Genomic DNA, 19,735 nt, shown 5'->3' with positions numbered 1-19,735 from the left:
CAGCCGACGCTGATAGTCTGGCCAAGGTCCGCGCGATCGAAGGCGTGGACGAGGAGTCGTCATGTCGCAGGTTCGCGCTTCCCATATCCTCCTGATGTACGCCGGCTCGGCCCGCTCCACCGCCACCCGCAGCAAAGCGGACGCCGAGCGGCTCATCGCCGAGCTGAAGACTCAGCTCGACCAGGGCTCGGACTTTGCGGGACTCGCCAGGGCCCACAGCGACTGCCCGAGCGGGAGCGGGGGTGGTGACCTGGGCGCGTTCGGACGGGGATCGATGGTGAAGCCCTTCGAAGACGCGGCGTTCTCGATGAACGTCGGGGACGTCAGCGGCGTCGTGGAGACCGACTTCGGCTACCACATCATCAAGCGCACCGGCTGAGCGTCACGGCGCGCCACGAGCGCCGCAGCCCCCTCGGCGCAGCGCTCTGCGCGTGTACGTTGGGCGAGCCCGTTGGACCGCGTGAAGGTCACTCTTTCAGGGGCGTGGCCTTCAGCGCTGCCTTACCCGCCTTGGTGTAGACGGTGAATCGAACCCGCGCCGCCTCGTGCCGGCTGAGGATGGTGTCGCGGTTCTTCTGGAGCGTGACCACGAACTTTTCGAAGGTGAGGCCGGCCGTGCTCTCGCCGCACTCCTGCTTCAGCGCGACGAAGCGGTCGAAAACCTCGCGGAAGTGACGCTCTTCTTCGTTCGCGGCGCTCTCGGTCGAGCTCTGTGCCAGCAGCTCCTGGGGGATGGACGCGACCATCGTAGCGTCTTCGTCGTCGCCGTCTTCGTCGTCGAACTCGAGGGGCTTCGGCGCGGGGGGCATCCCGCGCGCCGGAGCTGGAGGAGTCGGCGGCACGGGCGCAGCGGCCGCAGGGGCGGGGGGCGCGGCGGGTGTCGGTGCGGCCGGGATGGGGGGCGCCGATGCTGCCGGAGCAGGGGCCGGAGTGGCCGGGGCGGGCCGCGGCGCCGGGGCGGAGGGCGCCTTGGCGGCGGGGCCGCGGGCGCGGTCGCGGGGGCGCGCGGCGGCCGGTGGGCAGCTGGGGGCGGCGCGGCGAGCGGCGCTACAGGCGGGGCCGCGGGGGGCGCGTCTGGGATCGCCTGGGCGTTCGCCTTGTCGTCGGTCGCAAAGCCGAAGTACGGCACCGATTCGCGCTCGGCGGGTGCGGCGCCCAGGATCTCGTCCAGGTTGGCCGCCACGCGCGGCGCCGCGGCTCGCCCTTCCGTGGCCACCTTGTCGAGCGCCGTGTTGATGTGGTCTGCCATCTGTCGGTGGCCGCCCGCATACGCCGCGATGTCCAGGCGATCGATCTCGCGCCGGCTGAGCGCGAGCACGCCCGCCCGCAGCTTCTTCAGCGGCCGATCATGTTCGAGGAAGCTGAAGAGGATGCCCAGCAGACCGAGCAACAGCGCCACGAGGACGATGCCCGGCAGAGGGACGTTGTCGCGGTCCTCCGGGGTCGCGTTGTCGAACACCGCCATCGGCGACTGCACGACGTGCAGCGGACGACCTACGGCATAGCCCGCGCCCACGTGCGTTGCGGTTCCGGTCACGGGGGCGTAGATGGCCAGCGCCGTGTCACCGAGCGGTACCGGCGCGCTGGCGTTGCCCTCGGTGTACGCAGCATCTTCGTGGGCTGCGGGGAGGCCAGCGGTGAACTCCGGTGTCCCGGGTGCTCCCACGACGTCGCGTGGGGTCGAGCTCGCGGCGACCCGATCGCCCATGAAGAACGCGACGCTGGCACCCGGGATGCGGCCGGCCAAGCGCTCCGCGAAGGTCTGGTTCAGCTCGGCGGTGTGGATCACCGCGCCCACGTAGCGCCCGTTGTGTGCGACGGGGTGCGTCGCGACACGGTAGAGCTGCTCGTTGTAGTTCCAGACGTCGTCGGTGGCGTACCCCTGTAGCGCCCGCGTGACGACTGGGAAGGCCTCCAGGCTCGCCTGCGGCGGAGGGGCGGTCCCCCCGACCTGACCGATGATCTGTCCCTGCAGGTCGACCGCGAAAAGAATGTCGGCCTTGCCCTCTTGAAGCGCGTCGTTGAGGCGCGTGAGCTGCCGCTCGAGGCCAGCGCGCAAGGGCGCGTCCACCACGGTGCGGTCGCGGCGATCGGTCGCGGCGGCCAGCGCAGCACGCACGTCACCGTTCGCAGCCAGCGGGGCGATGGCGTCCAGACGTGTGCGCGCCTCCAGGCGCAGCCACAGCTCGAGCTCGGTGCGATCGCGGACCAGATCGTCGCTCAGGCGCGTGGCGAACGAGCGGTTGTACGCGTTCTGCGCGAGCATGGTCGCCATGAGCGCGGTGGCGAACAGCGCGGCCAGGACGATGTACCAGAGGCGAGAGAGCATGATTCAGTTACCCGTGAGGAGGATGGGATCGACGACGAGCTCGCGTGAGTGTGCGCCGACGGTCAAAGGAGCAGAGTGGGCCTCTTCGCCTGCGCGGTACACGCGCAACGTGTACGTCCCGGCGGCGACTTCGGCGAAGCGCCACTCGCCCCGGGGGCTCACGGTGGCGCAGGACACCAGATCGGGGACCGCGACGAGGTGCCCGCCGACCTGTGGGTACTGCCGGTCTCGGAGGTCCCACCGACCCGCGTCGGGTACGGCGATCTCGCGTGCCCGGCCAGGCGCGGTGCGCAGCGGCGTGATGGCGGGCAGCGCTTCGGAGAACACCTCGTGCGCCGTTCCATCGCGGTTCTCGAGAGAGATGCGCGAGTTGGCCTGCGCCACGAGCGTGCGCGGCAGGAACTGGCCCCCCTCGATGAGGTAGCTGCACCCTTGCGAGCGAGGGCTGCCTTCCCCCGTCAGTACGATGGTCACCTCGCGCTCCGTCGACACGCGCGCGGGAGCCGGGTCCAGCAGCTCGGCCCACACGTTCCAATAGTGATCGCGGCGCGCAGGCGCGGTCGAGGAACCCGCCGCGTTCGGCGGCAGAGCGACCGTTCCGCGTACGGGGGTCGCGCTCGCGTGGGTGCCCACGATGGCCAACGCCAGCGCGGAGACGAGAGCCCAGGCGAGGACCGGGCGCACCCTGATCGCGGGTGCGGCGCGGCGCGGCGGATCCGTGGCCGGTGGATGCACGGGAGAGAACTGGGACGGCATGCAACCCCTTAGGTTCACACAGGTTCGGGTGGGCATGCTACCGAAGGCTGCCCCTCGCGGTCAACGCATCCCGGCGCGGTCCGACGAGCTGTTCGCGCTCACGCTGCGCTCTGGCCTGCGGGGGGGCGGCCAGTGACGGCGCTACACTCGGGGTGGCGCGTAGAAGTCGACTACGGCGATGGGCTCTGGGTAGAGCCGAGCACGGATGGAGCGGGAGGTGCCCGCTGCGTCCCCGCCGATCTGCACGGGGAGGATCTCGTCGCTCTCGATGCGCACGTCGTCGACCAAGAAGTCGATCAGGCGCGGGGTGCGGTAGGTGCCCTTCCAGATCTCGCGAATGTGGAGCGCCACGTCCGCGGACTCGAGGTTCACCACGCGGAGGTTGAAGCGGTCCTCTCGGTCGTCGGCGAACGGGAAGATGCGCGAGCCGAAGCCCCAGTAGGGGATGGATGAGAACGTGACCGCGCGCGCCAGACCCTCGAAGAGCGTCTCCCCACGGCGAATGGGATCCCCCTCCGGCTGCCCGTTGGGTCCCAAGCGATAGGCGTCCGCACCCTCGTTGATGACGCGCATGTGTGCGTGCGACCGCACCAGGACCTCGGGCAGCGTGCGGCCCGCGATGGCGACGAAGTAACTGAAGCGCCCGCGCCCGAAGCGTCGCAGCACCGGCACCTTCGCCACGATGTCACGGACCTCGTTGAAGTGCCGGAGCGCGAGCGCGTCCACGCCCACCCCCGCGAAGGGCGCGAGCGTGCCCTCAACCTCCAGCAGGCGCAGATCGCGGTGCCCGCCCTCACGCCGCAGGCGCCCCAGGTCCGCGACGACGCCACGGTGGTGCTTCTGCGCACCCAACACCCACGCCAGCGCGTTCCCCGTACCCAGTCGCAGCAAGCCGAAACGTGGGCAGGGCAGCTCCTGCTCCTCGCAGCCGCGCACCACGGCGGTGACCATCTGCGAGAAGGTGCCGTCCCCGCCCCCCGTCAGCACGGTCTGATAGCCACGCGCGACGATCTCGCGCGCGATCTCACGACCCTCCTCCAGGGAACGGCTCACGAAGAGATCGCCGCTCGCGATGATCTGGTCGAGGACGTCGACCAGCTCCCGGGTGACGTCTTTGGCGTTGCCGTTGATGACGACGGCGACACGGTCGCGGTGGATGTCGGACACGGGGTGGCGTCAGCGTGCGCCGCTCACAGGCGGACGAGCCCCGCGCCCCAGGTGAAGCCAGCGCCAAAGGCTGCGAAGAGCACCAGGTCGCCCTCCTTGACGCGCCCGTCACCGATGGCCTCGCTGAGCGCGAGCGGGATGGAGGCGGCGGTGGTGTTGCCGTACTTCTCGATGTTGTGGACCACCTTCTCGGCGGGCACCTCGAGCTTCTGCGCCACCATCTCGTTGATGCGGCGGTTGGCCTGGTGCGGCACGAGGAGGGCGAGGTCGGCGACGGTCACACCGTTGCGCTCGAGCACGGCCTGCGCGACCTCGGGCATCTTGCTGGTGGCCCAGCGGAACACCTTCGGGCCGTTCATCGAGGGCCACACGCTGCGGTTGTCGATCATCTCGTGCGTGATGCGTGGCATCTCGCAGCTGGCGGGTGACTCGATCCACAGCAGCTTGGCGCCGCTCCCGTCCGCGTGGACCTGCACGTCCAGCACACAGCGGCTCTGGTCCTCGGTGGGCCCCAGGATGGTCGCCGCGGCCCCGTCGCCGAACAGCACGGCCACGTCACGCCCTTCGTTGCTGAAGTCGAGTCCGGTGGAGTGCACCTCGGCGCCGACGAGGCACACGCGCTTGTACATCCCCGTGCGGATCCACGCGTCCGCGACCTGCAGGCCGTAGAGGAACCCGCTGCACTGGTTGCGGATGTCGAGCGCGGGGATGCCGGGTAGGCCCAGCTTGTCACCTAGGAGCACGCCGCTGCCCGGGAAGGTGTAGTCCGGGGACAGCGTGGCGAAGATGATCGCGTCGATGTCGGACACGTCGATCTTGGCGCGCTCACACGCCATCTGGACGGCCGGCACCGCGAGGTCGCTCGGGCCACAGGGCACGTGGTCGATGAAGCGACGCTCCTTGATGCCCGTGCGCTGCTGGATCCACTCGTCGCTGGTCTCGAACATCTTCGCGAGGTCGTCGTTCGTGACGACCTTGCTGGGGACGTGATGACCCACTCCTAGAATGGCGGTACGCAACATGGGAACTCCTCGTGAGGCTCCTTCGTTCGGAGCGGGGATCAGCCGGGCGCGTGTTTCACGCCACGGCAGAAGTAGCCGGCGAGACTAGCAGCACCCCGCCCGAAAGGCATCCCCAAGCCGTCCCTGGAGCCGCCCCCCACGCACAAAACAAAACCGCCCGAGCAAAGGCGCTCGGGCGGTGGAATTAGGTCAGGCCCGGGGGTGCAAGGAGGGGAGGGACTGCAGGATGCCCGGGCCTGCGCACGCTAACCGGTCAAAGGCCTACGCGCACCCGTTGGTTAGCAATGTGGCAATCCCGTGTCCAGCGATTTTTCGCACGGCCTACGGAAAAAGTCCTAGGCGCTGTTCCTCGCTCGTCGCTCGGGTAGGGTGAGTCATGCCCCGCGCCGTCGTCCGACCCGCCGCTCTCCTCGCCTTTGCGCTCTCTCTGCCGCTCGCGCTGCGCGCGACGGGTCCGACGCGCGCGCAGGTCCGGCCGTCGTCCTTCGACGTGGCGTCCGAGCTGCGCCTCGTGGGAGGCGCCCCCGCGGATGGGGAGCGCGTGCCGGTCGTCGTCTTCCTGGCGGCCACCAACGGCACCGCGGCGGGCCAGTTCAACTGGCTGAGCGGCGCGGTGCCCTTCGCGCGCTACCTGGCGGTCCTCCCGGCGGGGCAGCCCACGACGGAACACTACCTGCCACGCTTCGGCGACTACGTCGGCTGGATGGAGACGCGGCTCGAGCGCGATCTGGCCACGGCGCGTGAGCGCTTCGCGCTCGATCCCGAGCGCGTGTACCTCGCGGGGTTCTCGCTGGGGGGCGACACCAGCTGGGCCTTGCTGGCCCGGCACCCCGACATCTACCGCGGAGCGGTCGTGCTCGGCGCCCGATCGAGCGCGCGCGTGCGCGGCCGCGGCTTCCACATCATGCGCGAGCGCTCCGTGCGGGTGGCGTTCGCCATCGGACAAGACGACTCCGACGTACGGCGGCGCGGCATTGCCCGCACCCACGATGCGGTGCGCGCGGCGCGGGTACCCACGCAGCTCACGCACTACCCCGGGACCCACACGCTCCCGCGCGACCCCGACGTGCTGCGCGCCGCGTTCGCGTTCGTCATGGCCCCGTGACCGCCAGCACCCAAGGTCCGGTCGTTCCTGTGTATCGTAGGGTCCATGCACAGACCGACACTCGGTTGGCGCGCCGTGGGGGCGCGCTTGGTTCACGCACTCACCCTGGGCTCGCTCCTGCTCACGGGGCTCGCTGTGTTCCTGCCCGCGTCCCTGCTGCCAGCGCCTGTCGCCGCCATGTGCGGCATGATGGTGCGGCCGATGCCGCGGACCGGCCCGGTGGAGCGGGCCGCGTTGCCCAACCGCGAGACGGTCGTCGCGCTCATGCGCGAGGGCACGCGTACGGTGGTCGCGTTCCAGAACGACTACCTGGGACCAGCCGAGGACTTCGCGCTGATCGTCCCCGTGCCGGTGGTGCTGCACGAAGGGGACGTGCGCACGCTGCACCCGTCCGTGTTCCGGCAGGTCCAGGTCGCTGCGCAGCCGCGCGTCGTCGAGCTCTGGGAGCAGGACCCGTGTCCTGCGTCGCGTGGCACGGGGCTGGGGCTACGGGCGAGCGTAGCCGCCAGCGGAGGCGTCGCGATGGCCGACAACGCCTCCCGCGAGGCGGCGCAGCCTCCGTCGGTGCGCGTCGAGGCACAATTCCAGGCGGGTGAGTACGACGTGGTGATCCTGAGCGCGAGCGACTCGCTGGGGCTCGAGAACTGGCTCCGAGAGCAGCGCTACGCCGTGCCCGAGGGTGCCGAGCGGGCGTTCCGGCCGTACCTCGAGGAGGGCATGAAGTTCTTCGTCGCGAAGATCAACGTCGCGCGTCTGGCGGCCCTCTCCCCAGCCCACGCGGCTGGGCTGCGGTCGGGGCGTGTCATGCTGTCGCCGTTGCGCTTCCACTACGACAGCGAGCGCTTCACGCTGCCCGTGCGACTGGGGCTGGCGAACAGCCGCGGCGAGCAGGACCTGGCCATCCACATCCTGTCGCCCGAGGGGCGCTACACCACCGCGAACTATCGCAACCGCTTCGTCCCGACCAACCGCCGCTACGGCCAGGGCTCCGCCGGCGACTTCGACGCCATGTACGAGCGCCTGTTCGCCACCATGTCGCGCAACACCCCGCGCGCGGTCTTCACGGAGTACGCGGGGCCCGTCGTGCCGCAGCGTTCGAGCTCCAGCTGCCTCGGTTGCGCGCGCACGGGGGTCAACCCCAGCACCCTCGACGCGCTCGGCGCCGGCCAGCTGCCCGGCCACGTCGGATGGTCGAGCGCCGAGGGCCAGCAGCGCTATCGCGACTTCGTCCTCACTCGGCTGCACTATCGGTACGGGCCGGCGGGCCTGCCCGACGACCTCGTGTTCCAGCGCGGGCGTCCCATCGCCGGGGGGTTCGAGAGCGCCGACCGAGCGAGGTCCCTCCGGCAGCCGCGGCCTGCGCCCGCCAACGAGTACAGCGTGCGCTTCATCATCAAGCACCGCTGGACGGGGCCCATCCGCTGCCGAGCCCCGCGACGCAACCAGTGGGGCGGCAACAACGGGCCCGGCGTTGGCCCAGGTGTCCGCCTGGAAGACCTCCTCTGAGGGCCCCGGGCGTGGCTACATCAGCTGCAGCAGCCGCTGTGCGCGCGACGTCGCCATCTCGCGCAGCTCTTTCGCTTCGCCGTCATCCAGGTGCAGCCTGTGTTGCAGGTCGTCCAGCAGGGCGACCTCTTCCGCGCTCTGCTCACCGTCGATGAACGTCACGATGACAGCGTGCTGCAAGAGCATGCGCCTGTCGTGCAGGCTCAGCTCGGTCAGCGGGATCTCGTCGAGCGTGCGGGGCGTCTTGGCGAACTCGCGGATCGCGTCGGCGTCTTCGCCCTCCAGCTCGAACGCCGAGATCAGCGCGTCGATCACCTCGGTCTCTTCGTCCTCCACCTTGCCATCGGCCCAGGCGACGGCGACGAGGGACTTCACCATGGCTTCCTGATAGTCCTGCATGCGGCGACTCTAACCGAAGCCCCACGGGAGAGGAAGCGTCATTGCGCGCTGCGCGTGACGGGGGAGCCTGGTATGGTGCCACCTTCATGACATCTCGATACCAGGCACCGTTCGCCCAGGGGGGCAGCGCCCCCATCGACCGCGCGCTGGCCGAGCGCCTGCTGGCCGTGGCGCTCGCTCAGGGGGGGGACTACGCCGACCTCTTCTTCGAGTACGCGGTCAACGGGAGCTACGGCTACGACGAGGGCCTGCTCAAGTCGGCCGGACGCTACGTGACCATGGGCCTCGGCGTGCGCGTCATGCAGGGCGACGCCACGGGCTACGCCTACGTCGAGAGCCTCGAGTGGGACGCCCTCACGCACGCGGCGCGCACGGCGTCCCAGATCGCGCGCGGCGGCAAGAGCATCCCACCCGTGGCGCTCGAGGCGCGCGCGCTGCCCACGCGCTACCCCATCGTGCAGCACTCCCTGGACGTCGACGGCAAGGCCAAGCGGGCCCTCCTGGAGCGTGCGGACAAGGCGGCCCGCGCGGCGGACGAGCGCATCATCAAGGTCAACGCCAGCCTCAGCGAAGAGCTGCGGGAGATCCTGGTGGCCACCAGCGCAGGCCACTTTGCCTGGGACAGCCAGCCGCTCGTGCGCTTCGGGGTGAGCGTCATCGCCGAGGCGGGCGGCAAGCGCCAGAGCGGCTCGTCGGGCGGCGGCGGGCGCACCGGGATCGAGTACCTCGAGCAGCACACCCCCGAGGCCCACGCGGCCGAGGCCGTGCGCCAGGCCATCGCCATGTTGGACGCGCGTGAGGCGCCCGCTGGCGAGATGGAGGTGGTGCTCGCGCCAGGTGACAGCGGCATCCTGTTGCACGAGGCGGTCGGTCACGGGCTCGAGGCAGACTTCAACCGCAAGAAGACCAGCAACTATGCGGACGCGATCGGCCAGCAGGTCGCGAGCGAGCTGTGTACGGTGGTGGATGATGGGTCGCTGCTCTCGGGGCGCGGCACCATCAACGTCGACGACGAGGGCGAGACCCCGACCAGCGCCACGTTGATCGAGCGCGGTAAGCTCGTGGGCTACATGCAGGACCAGCACTCGGCCAAGTTCTTCGGGGTCACGCCGACCGGCAACGGGCGCCGCGAGAGCTTCCGCAGCCACCCCATGCCGCGCATGACCAACACGCTGCTGCTCAACGGCGAGAGCGACCCTGACGAGATCGTGGCCAGCGTCAAGCGCGGGGTCTACGCCCGCAAGTTCGGCGGCGGACAGGTGGACATCACCAACGGGGACTTCGTGTTCTCGCTGACCGAGGGCTACCTCATCGAAGACGGGCGCATCACAGCGCCGCTCAAGGGCGTGAACCTCATCGGCAACGGGCCGGACGTGATGCGCAAGGTCACCATGCTCGGGAACGACATGGCGGTCTCCGACGGCATATGGACCTGCGGCAAGGATGGGCAGTCGGTGCCCGTCGGCGTCGGGTGTCCAACGGTGAAGATCTCGGCCGTCACCGTGGGTGGCACGGAGCTCGGGGGCTGAATGACGCAGAGCAACGCAGACGAGCGCAGCGGCGAGCTGCTGCGGCTGGGTGACGAGATCGTGGCGCGTGCCGTCGAGGGCGGCGCCAGCGTGGCAGAGGCGAGCGTGCGAGAGGGCGCGCATCTGTCCGTGAAGGTGCGGCTCGGCGAGCCCGAGCTCGTCGAAGAGGCGGGGTCGCGGGCCATCGGGCTGCGCGTGATGGTCGGTCAGCAGGTGGCTGTCAGCTACACCAGCGACCTGACCGAAGCGGGGCGGGCGCGGCTCGTGGAAGACGCGCTGGAGCTGGCCCAGCTCAGTGAACCCGACCCGTTCGCGGGAGGCCCGGAGCCCGAACTGCTGAGCGGCGAGTCGGACTGGGTGGCGCTCGACACGTACGACCCGGACATGGGCTCGCTCACGGCCGGGCGGGCGCTCGAGCTGGCTGTGCGCGCCGAGAAGGCCGCGCGCGACTACGACCCGCGCATCGTCAACAGCGAGGGGGCGTCCGTCAGCCGCGCGGTCGGTGGGAGCGCGCTGGTCACCAGCGGTGGCTTCCGCGGGTACACCGAGGGCACCTACGTGTCGTTGGTGGTCAACCCGCTCACCGAGGACAGCGACGGCAAGAAGCGCCGTGGGTTCCACTGGTCGGCGCGCAGGTACCTGGCCGAGCTCGACGACGAGGTGGAGATCGGCCGTGAGGCTGCGCGGCGTACCTTGCGCAAGCTCGGTGCCCGCAAGATCGAGAGCGCCGAGATGCCGGTCATCTTCGATCCAGACGCCGGCCGCGCCATCCTGGGCCTCGTGGCCAGCTGCGTGAACGGCAGTAGCATCTGGCGCAAGAGCAGCTACCTCGCCGGGCGCCTGGGGAGCACGGTCGCCAGTCCATTGGTGACCATCGTCGATGACCCGCTCATCAATCGTGCCCCGGGGTCCCGCCGCTTCGACGGCGAGGGGCTGGCGTCGCGTCGCAACCTCGTCGTCGACCAGGGGGTGCTCGCCAGCTACCTCCTGGACTCCTACGGTGGGCGCAAGCTCGGCATGCCCAGCACCGCCAGCGCGTCGCGTGGCAGCTCGGGTGGGGTAGGGATCAGCACCACGAACTTCATCCTGCAGCCGGGCGAGGAGTCCGCCGAGGCGCTGATCGCGCGCACGCCGCGCGGGCTGTACGTCACGGAGATGATGGGCTTCGGGTTCAACGCGGTGACGGGCGACTTCAGCCGCGGCGCGAGCGGCTTCCTCATCGAGGACGGCGCGCTCGGGCACGCGGTCAGCGAGGTCACCATCTCCCTCAATCTCGATCAGCTCCTGGCCCGCATCGACGGCGTGGCCAGCGACCTGGACCTCCGCACGAGCATCGCAGCGCCGACGTTCCGCGTCAGCGCCATGACCGTCGCGGGACGTTAGGAACCAGCCGGACGCTCACTCCGATGACGCGTTCGCCTCCGCCGAGACGCGTCGTTCCCACGCGCGGGCGCTCACTCGAGGGGGTCGGACTCCACCAGCGTCTCCACCTCGTGGTGGCGACGCGCCGCCTCGCGGTCCTCTACGTACTGCACGAGGCGGTCGGCGTAGCTCTCGAAGGGGGGACACACGATACCCGTGCCTTCGAGCGCGCGTCGCGTGTGGCGGTCGTCATAGACGACGTCCGTCAACAGATGCTCGAGGAACGTGCGTGGGATGTTCGCGAAGCGCTCGAGGCCTGGGGTACGCATCAGCGTCGTGGCCCACCCGGCAGGAACGAAGCCCCGCGGAGGCTGGCGCCCCGTGCGGGCGGCAATCAGCTCGAAGATGCGCCGGGTGGTGAGCGGGCGCGGGTCCACGAGGTGGTAGGTCTCTCCGATGGAGTCGGGCAGCCCCGCGATGTGCCAGCCCGCGTCCACCACGAAGTCGATCGGCACGAGGTTGAGCTTCACGTCCCCCGGGCCCGGCATGGGGATGCGCAGGTCCGTCGGCGCGTTCAGCATCAGCGTGACGAGCAGGTACGGGCCTTCCAGACGGTCGATCTCGCCCGTGAGCGAGTCACCCACGACCAGGCTGGGCCGTAGGATCGTCACCGGTAGCCCTTGGTCGAGCGCCTCCCGTGCGATGCGCTCTGCCTGAAAGCGGGTCTTCTCCACGACGTTGCGGAACCCGCGGCTGGCGTCGAGGTCTTCCTCCAGGACGTAGCCGCGCTTGGCCCCGCTCACGAGTGCGCTCGACCAGTGCACCAGGCGCTCGAAGCGCGGCGCGGCTTCGGCTAGCTCGACGGCCTCGCGGATGCCACCGACGTTCGCTGCGACGGCGAACTCACGGTCTGCCCCCAGGTAGGTCACCGCCATGCAGTGATGGATGACGTTGACCTCGCGGGAGAGCTCGAGCCATTCGGGGCCGGAGAGTCCCATGTCGATGCTCGCGGCGTCGCCTTCGTACACGCGGACGCGCTCGGCGCTGAAGCCGTCCATCTGAGCCAACAGGGCGGTGGCCCGCTCGAGGGACTTGCTCTGAACCACGAGCCGCAGCGGCGACTCGGGCGCGTCTCGTAGCAGCTTGCGGACGACGCGCAGCGCGAGAAAGCTGGTGGGAAAACCTGTGACCAAGATGCAAGGGTCGCTCATGGGGTGCTCCTCGTGCGACGAAGCAGCTCGGCGTGCAGGGCGTCGACCGCAGCGCGCGTCTCGGCCTCGGTGCCGCTGTTGTCGATGGTGAAGTCGGCCAGCGCCACCTTGTCAGCCAGCGGCATCTGGCTGGCGATGCGTGCCTGGGCGTCGGCTTCCCCAGCACCGTCGCGTGCCATCAGGCGCGCGAGCTGCACCTCCGCGCCGACGTGCACCACGATCAGGCCCGCGAAGCTCTTGGCCATGCCCTGCTCGATCAGGATCGCTGCTTCGTACAGCAGGTATGGGGCGTCGGTGCCTTGCAGCTCCATGAGGCGCTGCATGCCGAGCGCGGCGATACGCGGGTGGGTGATGCGGTTGAGCGCTGCGAGCCCCTCCTTGTCCCCGAAGACGCGTTCACCGAGCTTCTTTCGGAGAAGTCGCCCGTCGTCGCCCACGATGTCCGTACCGAAGGTCGCGACGATCTGTGTGAGCGCCTCCGTCCCGGGCTCGACGATCTCTCTAGCGAGCTGGTCCGCGTCTACAATGCCCACGCCATGCTCTCGGAACATGGCCGCGACGGTGCTCTTGCCACACGCGATACCCCCCGTGAGGCCGTAGACAGGCTTGGTCATCGCGTTGGTGTACGCTCATGCCGTTCGCCAAGGCAAGCCATGTGCTCGGCGGGGGGCGTGCTCGGGCAGGGCGCTCGCGTCATGCTCGGTTCATGCGCGCCGTCATTCAGAGAGTCAGTCGGGCCGATGTGGTGGTGGGCGCTGACATCGTCGGGGCCATCGGCCAGGGCTTGCTCGTGTACTTGGGGGCGGGCGCGGACGACACGGCCGACGACGTGGGCTACGTCGTCCAGAAGATCGCGGGGCTGCGCGTGTTCGTGGACGCGGAAGGCAAGATGTCGCGCTCGGTGGCGGACGTGGGCGGCGCCGTGCTCGTGGTCTCGCAGTTCACGCTCTACGGCGACGTGCGGAAGGGCCGTCGCCCGTCCTTTACGGCCGCGGCGCCTCCCGAGCGTGCGGAGGCTCTCTATGAAGACGTCGTCTCCCAGCTGCGCGCGAGTGGACTCGAGGTCGAGACGGGACGCTTCCGCGCGAGCATGAGCGTCCGCTGCGAGGTCGACGGGCCCGTCACGATCCAGGTGGACAGCCGCAAGCTCTACTGAATCGTCACCAGGAATTGCCCGAAAAGACGCGCGAATGTACGGAATCGACAAGCCAAGACGAGATCATCCTTGCGCCCCTGAGAGCGAATGCTAGAAACCGGCTCCTTCGGCGGCGCAGCCAACGAAGGGCCCTGACAAGCCGAAGCATGAGTCTCCACGGCCGACGTGATCGGCCCGGTTCCCACCCCCAGCGGACGCGGAACGGACTCAAAGAAAAAAGACTTGACAGGCGCACGGCGCGGGACTACTAACCGCGCCCCACCGGCCCCGAAAGCTGGTGACCCGCTTCGAGAACCGAAGCGGCGATGAAGTCGGTCGTTGAAAACTGAATCGGAACTACTCGCAAATTTGCGCGGGTCCCAAGTCGGCGAGAGTCGACAAGGTAATAAGAACCGTATCCGAGAGGGTTGTTGCAAAGCAGCAACCAAGGGGCACATCTTTGAGGTGTCCCGACAGGATGCTCAACAGTTTTAACTGGAGAGTTTGATCCTGGCTCAGAGCGAACGTTAGCGGCGGGCCTAACACATGCAAGTCGAACGCGAAAGGTCTTCGGACTGAGTAGAGTGGCGCACGGGTGAGTAACACGTAGGTAATCTACCCTTTGGCGGGGGATAACGTTCCGAAAGGAGCGCTAATACCGCATAAGACCACGGCCTCTTCGGGGGCAGTGGGAAAAGGTGGCCTCTTCTTGAAAGCTACCACCGGAGGATGAGCCTGCGTCCCATCAGCTAGTTGGTAGGGTAATGGCCTACCAAGGCGAAGACGGGTAGCTGGTTTGAGAGAATGATCAGCCACACTGGCACTGGAACACGGGCCAGACTCCTACGGGAGGCAGCAGTGAGGAATATTGGGCAATGGGCGAAAGCCTGACCCAGCCACGCCGCGTGAGTGATGAAGGCCCTCGGGTCGTAAAGCTCTGTGGAGAGGGACGAAAACCCTGGTTTCGAATAGGCTCCAGGCTTGACGGTACCTCTTTAGCAAGCACCGGCTAACTCTGTGCCAGCAGCCGCGGTAATACAGAGGGTGCAAACGTTGCTCGGATTTACTGGGCGTAAAGCGCGTGTAGGCGGGCATGAAAGTCGGACGTGAAATCCCTGGGCTCAACCCAGGAACTGCGTTCGAAACTCCATGTCTAGAGTAGTGGAGAGGAAAGTAGAATTCCCGGTGTAGAGGTGAAATTCGTAGATATCGGGAGGAATACCAGTGGCGAAGGCGGCTTTCTGGACACTTACTGACGCTGAGACGCGAAAGCGTGGGGAGCAAACAGGATTAGATACCCTGGTAGTCCACGCTGTAAACGATGTGTGCTAGGTGTCGCGGGATTTGACTTCTGCGGTGCCGTAGCTAACGCGTTAAGCACACCGCCTGGGGAGTACGGCCGCAAGGCTAAAACTCAAAGGAATTGACGGGGGCCCGCACAAGCGGTGGAGCATGTGGTTTAATTCGACGCAACGCGCAGAACCTTACCCAGGCTAGAAAAGTAGAGAACCCTGTAGAAATACGGGGGTGCCCTTCGGGGAGCTCTAATCCAGGTGCTGCATGGCTGTCGTCAGCTCGTGTCGTGAGATGTTGGGTTAAGTCCCGCAACGAGCGCAACCCTTGTCATTAGTTGCTAACGGTTCGGCCGAGCACTCTAATGAGACTGCCGGGGTTAACCCGGAGGAAGGTGGGGATGACGTCAAGTCCTCATGGCCCTTATGTCTGGGGCTACACACGTGCTACAATGGTCGGTACAAAGCGCAGCGAGCCCGCGAGGGGGAGCGAATCGCAAAAAGCCGGCCTCAGTACGGATTGCAGTCTGCAACTCGACTGCATGAAGGCGGAATCGCTAGTAATCGTCGATCAGCAGGCGACGGTGAATACGTTCCCGGGCCTTGTACACACCGCCCGTCACACCATGGGAGTCGAGTGCTCCAGAAGTGGCTGCGCTAACCCGCAAGGGAGGCAGGTCCCCAAGGAGTGCTTGGTAACTGGGGTGAAGTCGTAACAAGGTAGCCGTAGGGGAACCTGCGGCTGGATCACCTCCTTTCTAAGGAGCATCGACTTCTTCGGAAGTCAGCTCGGTCAAACCCGCGCAAAGAGTAGTTTCCGTTTCAGTTTTCAGCGACCGACAGCGTTCCGCGCAAGCCGAACGCTCCGCTCGTTGACAACACGCGAGAGAATCCTGAAACCACCACGAGGTGGCATCCCAGGTAGCCCGTCCGGGCGTTTGCTCTCTGAACCATCACGTTGCCGGGAAACCGGTGAGACGGGATGCCAGAGCGAGCGCGCCCACAGGGAGTGACTGAGAGGTAGCGGAGCTACCTCGCAGGGAACGACCGAGGACGTAAGCCGCTATGGCGCCCGTCTCACCGGTTTCCCCGGGGCACTAGCTCAGGTGGTTAGAGCGCACCCCTGATAAGGGTGAGGTCGCTAGTTCGAGTCTAGCGTGCCCCACTACTTCCCTCCCTCGAGAGCGAGGCGGCGAGAAGTACATCAGACCCAGCAGGGGTTGTAGCTCAGTTGGGAGAGCACCGGCTTTGCAAGCCGGGGGTCATCGGTTCGAACCCGATCAGCTCCACCACGGTTTCTGGATTCGTTTGCTTCTGCGCACCTTTGCGAAGGTGCTCAGAATCGAGAGAGTCCGCTCTCTCGCGTGTATCTTTGACAACAGAATAGGATGGAGAGAACTCATTTCACGAAAGTGGAAAGAGAGCTCATGATTAGAAATTCCTTTCTAGAAGGCAGCGAAGCTGCCTCGAGAAGTGAGTGTCCAGGGAGCGTCGGAGCGAAGCTCGTGACTCGAACCCTGGACTCGAACGACGAAGATACGAAACGTGCCTTAGGGATACGGTCAAGCTAGAAAGGGCACACGGTGGATGCCTAGGCGACGAGAGGCGAAGAAGGACGTGGATAGCTGCGAAAAGCTCCGGGAAGCTGCGAACAAGCGTTGATCCGGAGATCTCCGAATCGGGCAACCGAGTGCGGTCATACGCACTAGTGCCGGACTGAATACATAGGTCCGGTGCGGCCAACCCAGGGAACTGAAACATCTAAGTACCTGGTGGAAAGGACATCAAAAGAGACTCCCCTAGTAGCGGCGAGCGAACGGGGACCAGCCTAAACCCAATCAGTGTAAGCCTGGTGGCGTTGCTGAATGGGTGTTGTGGGTCCAGTGAGAGAGTGCACCAGCCTCTCACAGAGTTATCAAGTGTATGGTTAGTGGAACAGCTTGGAACGGCTGGCGATACAGGGTGACAGCCCCGTACACGAAAACGATACACCTCTGCATTGGCACCCGAGTAGCGCAGGGCACGTGGAACCCGGCGTGAATCTGGGAGGACCATCTTCCAAGGCTAAGTACTCCTCGGCGACCGATAGTGAACAAGTACCGTGAGGGAAAGGTGAAAAGCACCCCGGCAAGGGGAGTGAAATAGTACCTGAAACCGTGTGTCTACAAGCAGTTGAAGCACTATGTCTTCGGACAGTGCGACAGCGTACCTTTTGCATCATGGGCCTGCGAGTTACGCTATGTCGCAAGGTTAAGCCGTGAGGTGTAGCCGAAGGGAAACCGAGTCCAAATAGGGCGATTGAGTGGCATGGCGTAGACCCGAACCCGAGCGATCTATCCATGGGCAGGTTGAAGCGTGGGTAAAACCACGTGGAGGACCGAACCCACCGAAGTTGAAAATTCGGGGGATGACCTGTGGATCGGAGTGAAAGGCTAATCAAGCTCGGAAATAGCTGGTTCTCCGCGAAATATATTGAGGTATAGCCTCGGACGAATTGCACCGGAGGTAGAGCACTGAATGGGCTAGGGGTCTTACCAGACTACCAAACCCAATCAAACTCCGAATGCCGGTGACAAGTATCCGGGAGGCAGACTGCGGGTGATAAGGTCCGTAGTCGAGAGGGAAAGAGCCCAGATCTACAGCTAAGGTCCCCAAATCCAGTCTAAGTGTCGAAGGATGTGGGAGCGCTCAGACAGCCAGGAGGTTGGCTTAGAAGCAGCCACCCTTTAAAGAAAGCGTAATAGCTCACTGGTCGAGCGAGCCTGCGCCGAAAATGTAACGGGGCTAAAGTCTGGTACCGAAGCTTAGGGTTCTACGCAAGTAGAGCGGTAGCGGAGTATTGTCAGGTAGATACAAGCCATACCGTAAGGAGTGGTGTCGGACCTGAGAAGAGCAAATGCAGGCATGAGTAGCGATAAACAGGATGAGAAGTCCTGTCGCCGTAAGCCCAAGGTTTCCTGGGGAAGGATAATCCTCCCATGGGTTAGTCGGTCCCTAAGCTGAGCCCGAAAGGGGTAGGTGATGGCAAGCAGGTTAATATTCCTGCACCACTGACTGTACGTTGACCTGAGCAGGGACGGAGAAGGGTAGGCCGAGCCAGCCGTTTGGTTGTGCTGGTTCAAGCGCGTAGGCGGTTCCCGTAGGACCCAATAGGGACAAACGCGGGGGCAACGCCGAGACGTGATGAGGTGGAGCTCCGGCTCCAGAACTCGGTGATCCCATGCTTCCAAGAAAAGCTGCGCAGTGAGTGCATTCGGTGACCGTACCGCAAACCGACTCAGGTGGGCGGGGTGAATATCCCAAGGCGCGTGGGAGAACACTGGCTAAGGAACTCGGCAAATTGACACCGTAACTTCGGGAGAAGGTGTGCCCCCGTTACGTGAAGGCCCTGCGGCTGGAGCGGAAGGGGGTTGCAGAGAAATGAGGGTTGCGACTGTTTACCAAAAACACAGGACTCTGCGAACTCGTAAGAGGACGTATAGGGTCTGACGCCTGCCCGGTGCTGGAAGGTTAAGGGGAGATGTTAGTCTTCGGGCGAAGCTTCGAACCGAAGCCCCAGTAAACGGCGGCCGTAACTATAACGGTCCTAAGGTAGCGAAATTCCTTGTCGGGTAAGTTCCGACCTGCACGAATGGCGTAACGACATCCCTACTGTCTCGGCCAGTGACCCAGCGAAATTGTATTGGGGGTGAAGATACCCTCTACCCGCGGCAAGACGGAAAGACCCCGTGAACCTTTACTGCAACTTGGCAGTGAAGCTCGGGACATTCTGCGTAGGATAGGTGGGAGACTTTGAAACCGGGGTTCCGGCTTCGGTGGAGTCAACCTTGAAATACCACCCTGAATGTTCTGGGCTTCTAACCCAGCACCGTCATCCGGTGCGGGGACACTGTCTGGTGGGCAGTTTGACTGGGGCGGTCGCCTCCCAAAAAGTAACGGAGGCGCGCGACGGTTCCCTCAGGCTGATTGGAAACCAGCCGTAGAGTGCAAAGGCATAAGGGAGCTTGACTGTGAGACCGACAGGTCGAGCAGGTGCGAAAGCAGGTCTTAGTGATCCGGTGGCTCCGAATGGAAGGGTCATCGCTCAACGGATAAAAGGTACTCCGGGGATAACAGGCTGATCGCGCCTGAGAGTTCATATCGGCGGCGCGGTTTGGCACCTCGATGTCGGCTCATCGCATCCTGGGGCTGGAGCAGGTCCCAAGGGTTTGGCTGTTCGCCAATTAAAGCGGTACGCGAGCTGGGTTCAGAACGTCGTGAGACAGTTCGGTCCCTATCTGCCGTGGGCGCAGGATACTTGAGAGGATTTGACCATAGTACGAGAGGACCTGGTTGAACGTACCTCTAGTGTTCCGGTTGTCCCGCCAGGGGCATAGCCGGGTAGCTATGTACGGAACGGATAACCGCTGAAAGCATCTAAGCGGGAAGCCGGCCTCAAGATGAGGTATCCCGGACCTTCGGGTCCCTGAAGGCCCCTTGTAGACTACAAGGTGATAGGCTGGGTGTGGAAGTGTGGCAACACATGGAGCTGACCAGTACTAATCGGCCGTGCGGCTTGACCTATCTCTAAGGTACGAGTCGTGTCAGTTCGAGTTCAGGGTTGGAGACATGAGTCCCGCAGGCCAAGCGCCGCGCGGACCTGCCAACCTGGAGACGTCTAATCAACTTCCAGAGCTGTTGCTCTCCATCTCTTTCGGTGGCGATGTCGAAAGGGTCATACCCGATCCCATCCCGAACTCGGTAGTCAAGCCTTTCAGAGCCAATGGTACTGCAGCGGAAGCGCTGTGGGAGAGTAGGACGCCGCCGGATTTATCGAAGCCCCTCGTCTCACGACGAGGGGCTTCGCCCTTTTAATCACCCACTCCTCGAAGCAGGCAGAAGGAGGCGAATCTCTACGGTGGCGCTCGCTCGCGGCCTAGCGA

The 19,735-nt window shown here is 65.7% G+C and carries 13 protein-coding genes, 2 tRNA genes and 3 rRNA genes; 11 read left to right on the top strand and 7 right to left on the bottom strand.

The window, feature by feature from the left end; all coding sequences use genetic code 11:
* Positions 1 to 61 precede the first annotated feature (61 nt).
* Positions 62 to 379, top strand: coding sequence for a peptidylprolyl isomerase (locus H6726_07145; protein MCB9657410.1), 318 nt, complete (start codon positions 62 to 64; stop codon positions 377 to 379).
* 258 nt (positions 380 to 637) lie between these two features.
* Here the strand turns inward: H6726_07145 and H6726_07140 are convergent, their stop codons facing one another.
* From H6726_07140 to H6726_07125, 4 genes are all read right to left on the bottom strand, one after another.
* Positions 638 to 2,329: a hypothetical protein gene (locus H6726_07140; GenBank protein MCB9657409.1), complete on the bottom strand. Its 1,692-nt coding sequence runs from the start codon at positions 2,327 to 2,329 to the stop codon at positions 638 to 640.
* 3 nt (positions 2,330 to 2,332) lie between these two features.
* Positions 2,333 to 3,085, bottom strand: coding sequence for a hypothetical protein (locus H6726_07135; GenBank protein MCB9657408.1), 753 nt, complete (start codon positions 3,083 to 3,085; stop codon positions 2,333 to 2,335).
* 141 nt (positions 3,086 to 3,226) lie between these two features.
* Entirely contained in the window at positions 3,227 to 4,243 is a 1,017-nt protein-coding gene (locus H6726_07130) for a hypothetical protein (protein ID MCB9657407.1), read from the bottom strand.
* A 32-nt stretch (positions 4,244 to 4,275) separates the two neighbouring features.
* Entirely contained in the window at positions 4,276 to 5,274 is a 999-nt protein-coding gene (locus tag H6726_07125; protein ID MCB9657406.1) for a ketoacyl-ACP synthase III, read from the bottom strand.
* Positions 5,275 to 5,650: 376 nt separating this feature from the next.
* Between H6726_07125 and H6726_07120 the strand changes: the two genes are divergently transcribed.
* Both H6726_07120 and H6726_07115 read left to right on the top strand, forming a co-directional pair.
* Positions 5,651 to 6,379: a dienelactone hydrolase family protein gene (locus tag H6726_07120; GenBank protein MCB9657405.1), complete on the top strand. Its 729-nt coding sequence runs from the start codon at positions 5,651 to 5,653 to the stop codon at positions 6,377 to 6,379.
* 45 nt (positions 6,380 to 6,424) lie between these two features.
* A complete protein-coding gene (locus tag H6726_07115; GenBank protein ID MCB9657404.1) occupies positions 6,425 to 7,885 on the top strand; it encodes a DUF2330 domain-containing protein in 1,461 nt (486 codons plus the stop codon).
* Between the two features lie 15 nt (positions 7,886 to 7,900).
* Here the strand turns inward: H6726_07115 and H6726_07110 are convergent, their stop codons facing one another.
* Complete coding sequence (locus tag H6726_07110) at positions 7,901 to 8,284, bottom strand: TerB family tellurite resistance protein (GenBank protein MCB9657403.1); 384 nt, start codon at positions 8,282 to 8,284, stop codon at positions 7,901 to 7,903.
* A gap of 86 nt (positions 8,285 to 8,370) precedes the next feature.
* Here H6726_07110 and tldD point away from each other — a divergent pair, with 86 nt between their 5' ends.
* Together tldD and H6726_07100 are read left to right on the top strand one after the other, a co-directional pair.
* Positions 8,371 to 9,813, top strand: a complete 1,443-nt coding sequence (gene tldD, locus H6726_07105) for a metalloprotease TldD (GenBank protein MCB9657402.1) — start codon at positions 8,371 to 8,373, stop codon at positions 9,811 to 9,813.
* A 39-nt stretch (positions 9,814 to 9,852) separates the two neighbouring features.
* The gene (locus H6726_07100; protein ID MCB9657401.1) at positions 9,853 to 11,196 is read left to right on the top strand and encodes a TldD/PmbA family protein; all 1,344 of its coding nucleotides are present in this window, start codon (positions 9,853 to 9,855) and stop codon (positions 11,194 to 11,196) included.
* A 71-nt stretch (positions 11,197 to 11,267) separates the two neighbouring features.
* On the opposite strand, the gene H6726_07095 is transcribed toward H6726_07100, so the two are convergent.
* Both H6726_07095 and H6726_07090 read right to left on the bottom strand, forming a co-directional pair.
* Positions 11,268 to 12,386, bottom strand: coding sequence for an SDR family oxidoreductase (locus H6726_07095; protein ID MCB9657400.1), 1,119 nt, complete (start codon positions 12,384 to 12,386; stop codon positions 11,268 to 11,270).
* Positions 12,383 to 13,000 (bottom strand): dephospho-CoA kinase, encoded by a 618-nt coding sequence (locus tag H6726_07090; protein ID MCB9657399.1) that lies wholly within the window; start codon positions 12,998 to 13,000, stop codon positions 12,383 to 12,385. Before H6726_07090 ends, H6726_07095 begins: the two co-directional genes overlap by 4 nt.
* Positions 13,001 to 13,092: 92 nt before the next feature.
* On the opposite strand from H6726_07090, the gene H6726_07085 reads away from it, so the two are divergent.
* The 6 genes from H6726_07085 to rrf all read left to right on the top strand — a co-directional run bounded on the left by H6726_07085 (position 13,093) and on the right by rrf (position 19,622).
* On the top strand, positions 13,093 to 13,542 hold the full coding sequence (locus tag H6726_07085; protein ID MCB9657398.1) for a D-tyrosyl-tRNA(Tyr) deacylase: 450 nt from the start codon (positions 13,093 to 13,095) through the stop codon (positions 13,540 to 13,542).
* Positions 13,543 to 14,011: 469 nt separating this feature from the next.
* Positions 14,012 to 15,573 (top strand): 16S ribosomal RNA (locus H6726_07080).
* Between the two features lie 331 nt (positions 15,574 to 15,904).
* Positions 15,905 to 15,978 (top strand) — tRNA-Ile (locus tag H6726_07075).
* Between the two features lie 51 nt (positions 15,979 to 16,029).
* Positions 16,030 to 16,105, top strand: a tRNA-Ala gene (locus H6726_07070).
* Between the two features lie 264 nt (positions 16,106 to 16,369).
* Positions 16,370 to 19,380, top strand: a 23S ribosomal RNA gene (locus H6726_07065).
* A gap of 125 nt (positions 19,381 to 19,505) precedes the next feature.
* Positions 19,506 to 19,622 (top strand): 5S ribosomal RNA (gene rrf / locus H6726_07060).
* The 16S, 23S and 5S rRNA genes sit together here with 2 tRNA genes alongside, the layout of an rRNA operon.
* The last annotated feature ends 113 nt before the right edge of the window (positions 19,623 to 19,735 follow it).

Source organism: Sandaracinaceae bacterium, from assembly GCA_020633055.1.
In the GTDB taxonomy this organism is placed as follows: domain Bacteria; phylum Myxococcota_A; class Polyangia; order Polyangiales; family Houyiibacteriaceae; genus JADJJE01.
The sequence above is the reverse complement of the archived record's forward strand: the minus strand, read 5'-3'. Positions and strand labels throughout refer to the sequence as shown.

Bases quoted from the DNA above. Each gene is read 5' to 3' on its own strand.
- H6726_07085 (MCB9657398.1), top strand. From the start codon at position 13,093: ATGCGCGCCGTCATTCAGAGAGTCAGTCGGGCCGATGTGGTGGTGGGC.
- H6726_07140 (MCB9657409.1), bottom strand. From the start codon at position 2,329: ATGCTCTCTCGCCTCTGGTACATCGTCCTGGCCGCGCTGTTCGCCACC.
- tldD (MCB9657402.1), top strand. From the start codon at position 8,371: ATGACATCTCGATACCAGGCACCGTTCGCCCAGGGGGGCAGCGCCCCC.
- H6726_07090 (MCB9657399.1), bottom strand. From the start codon at position 13,000: ATGACCAAGCCTGTCTACGGCCTCACGGGGGGTATCGCGTGTGGCAAG.
- H6726_07135 (MCB9657408.1), bottom strand. From the start codon at position 3,085: ATGCCGTCCCAGTTCTCTCCCGTGCATCCACCGGCCACGGATCCGCCG.
- H6726_07115 (MCB9657404.1), top strand. From the start codon at position 6,425: ATGCACAGACCGACACTCGGTTGGCGCGCCGTGGGGGCGCGCTTGGTT.
- H6726_07110 (MCB9657403.1), bottom strand. From the start codon at position 8,284: ATGCAGGACTATCAGGAAGCCATGGTGAAGTCCCTCGTCGCCGTCGCC.
- H6726_07145 (MCB9657410.1), top strand. From the start codon at position 62: ATGTCGCAGGTTCGCGCTTCCCATATCCTCCTGATGTACGCCGGCTCG.
- H6726_07095 (MCB9657400.1), bottom strand. From the start codon at position 12,386: ATGAGCGACCCTTGCATCTTGGTCACAGGTTTTCCCACCAGCTTTCTC.
- H6726_07120 (MCB9657405.1), top strand. From the start codon at position 5,651: ATGCCCCGCGCCGTCGTCCGACCCGCCGCTCTCCTCGCCTTTGCGCTC.
- H6726_07125 (MCB9657406.1), bottom strand. From the start codon at position 5,274: ATGTTGCGTACCGCCATTCTAGGAGTGGGTCATCACGTCCCCAGCAAG.